Source organism: Nocardia sp. NPDC057663 (assembly GCF_042799895.1).
Classification (GTDB): Bacteria; Actinomycetota; Actinomycetes; order Mycobacteriales; family Mycobacteriaceae; genus Nocardia.
In genome coordinates this window covers 1-2551 of record NZ_JBHVHX010000047.1, presented here as the reverse complement: position 1 = coordinate 2551, position 2551 = coordinate 1, and the positions used below count along the sequence as shown (strand labels likewise).

At 56.3% G+C, this 2551-nt stretch carries 1 protein-coding gene; it reads right to left on the bottom strand.

The genetic code is table 11. The features are described from left to right. A partial coding sequence (locus tag ACFVAV_RS35665) for an amino acid adenylation domain-containing protein (RefSeq protein WP_379040117.1) occupies positions 1-2508 on the bottom strand: 2508 nt, incomplete at its 3' end. Positions 2509-2551 lie beyond the last annotated feature (43 nt).

Genomic DNA, 2551 nt, shown 5'->3' with positions numbered 1-2551 from the left:
GAAGAAACTGTCATCGACACCTACACGATCGACACCCAGAATCTCCTCAAACAGCTGGATCAGGTCGCGTTCCCGATCTGTCTGCGGTCCTCTGTACCCCGCCGACGAGACAAACTCTGGATCCGGAAGCGCAGCCCGATCTAGCTTCCCATTAGCCGTCAACGGCAGCTCATCCACAACCACGACCACGGCAGGCACCATGAAATCTGGCAACCGGTCTATTGCAAACCGACGCACACTTGCGATATCGAGCGCGCTTGTCCCGAACACAAATTGACCGCCCGAAACCACAGATGGGTCAGGCACGACATAGGCGATCAGTTGCATTCCGCCAACGTTCACGTTATTTCGCGGGACCACCGCGGCCCGCAACACCGCTGGGTGAGACACAACCACCGCCTCGACCTCGCGGGGTTCAACACGGAATCCACGAATCTTCACCTGATCATCAGCACGGCCCACGAACTCCAACGTCCCCGACGAAGTCCATCGCGCCACGTCTCCTGACCGATACATCCGTCCGCCAACCCCCGAAAATGGGTCGGCTGAGAACCGTGATGCAGTCAGCCCCGCTCGTTCGTGATAGCCTTGAGCGAGCTGCACCCCCGACACATATAGTTCGCCCGGGACCCCCGGCGCCACTGGCTGCAGCCACGAATCCAATATGTACACGCGCATATTGGCGATTGGGTTGCCGATGAAGCTTCGGTTATGTGCAGTCGATTCACTGGTCACGACAAATTTCGTAAGATGCACAGTTGTCTCGGTAATGCCATACATATTCACGAACGTCACCGATGCAAATGATGGCGAAGAACGCCACCGCTCAACACGCCGAAGATTCAATGCCTCACCACCGAATATCATCATTCGGAGGCAATGACCGGGATCGATCTCCCTCAGAGCCTCAGTAAGTGCATAGAATGCAGATGGGGTCTGGTTGAGAATTGTCACCCCATTGTCTACAATGGACTTCCACAATTCCATCGGCGACCGTGTCGCACTATTCGGAATTACGACAACTCGACCACCACTACTGAGGGCGCCCCAAAGCTCCCAAACAGAGAAGTCGAAGGCGTGGGAATGACACCAAGACCAAACGTCATGGTTGTCAAATTCACCCCACTCCAAGGCTCCAGAAAACAACGCAGTAGCATTTCGATGAGTGATCGCGACGCCCTTCGGCGTACCGGTAGAACCAGACGTGTATATCAAATAGGCGAGATTGTCTGGACGCAACTCACCGCGCCGATCACCTGCGTCAGGATTACGCTCGCTGACTTCGACTGATGGTACATTTTGATCAATCAGAATCTCCGGCAAACCAGTTGCTGGCAACGAACCCGAACTAGCCTGATCTGTGAGTATCAACACCGGTAAGGCGTCAGCTAGCACGAACGCTAGCCGATCTGCTGGGTAGTTCGGATCAACCGGAAGATACGCTCCACCGGCTTTCAACACGCCTAGCAGTGCCACTATCAACTCCACTGAGCGAGACAGTGCTACCGCGACGACACAGCCCGGGCTTACACCCCGCGCAATCAAGCGGTATGCCAAAACGTTTGCGCGCGAATTCAGCTCCGAATAGCTAAGCTCTGCGTAGCCGGATACGATCGCCACCCCGTCCGGAGCCTTCGAAACCTGCTCCTCGATCAACTCGACAAGCGTGGCATCAGGTCCGGTTTCGACGGCAGTGTCATTCCAGGCCTCCAATACTGAGCATCGCTCGGCAATACTCAGAATATCCGCTGCCCCTACCGGCGCCCCGGGATCAGAGGTGAGGACCTTCAACAGCCGGGCGAACCGCGCCACGATCACCTCTACGGTTGCCCGATCGAACAGATCGGTCGCAAATTCCACGAAGCCAGTTAGCTCGCGAGCACCGGTATTAATATTTTCGGACACTTCACCAACGCTGAACCACAAGTCGAAACGAGCCGAATGGGTTTGGACCGCAATCGGGTCGACCTGGAGCCCAGGCAGATCGAAGCGAGGATTTTTGTCATTCTGGTAGGACATCATCACTTGAAAAACGGGATGATAAGAGGGTGAGCGTGCAGGATTTACCCTTTCGACCACCGTCTCAAAGGGCGCATCCTGATTTGCATAGGCAGCCAAAGCCTTCTCTCGGACCTCTCCAAGCAACCTCGTGAACGAGGTCGCTGGAGTCACAGAAGCGCGCAGGACCCACGTGTTGACGAAGAAGCCGACTAGATCCGTGAGTGCTTCGTCGGTGCGCCCGCCGATCGGCGACCCGAGCGAAATGTCCTCACCAGCACCGAGTTTGCTTAGTAGCACTACTAGCGTTGCCTGCAACACCATTGATACCGTCGCATGCTGTTGACTCGCCAATAGCTCGACCATCGCTGTGGTCGTTGCGTCGATCTCCAACGGCACAACGTCACCGATCGAACTCGCGACTCTCGGGCGCGGTCGATCAGTCGGCAGCGCCAGCTGTTCGGGTGAACCGGCGAGTTCTTGATCCCAGTACTCAAGCTGCGACGACAAGAGACTGCCCGGATCCTCCGGAGCACCCAGCAAACTATGCTGC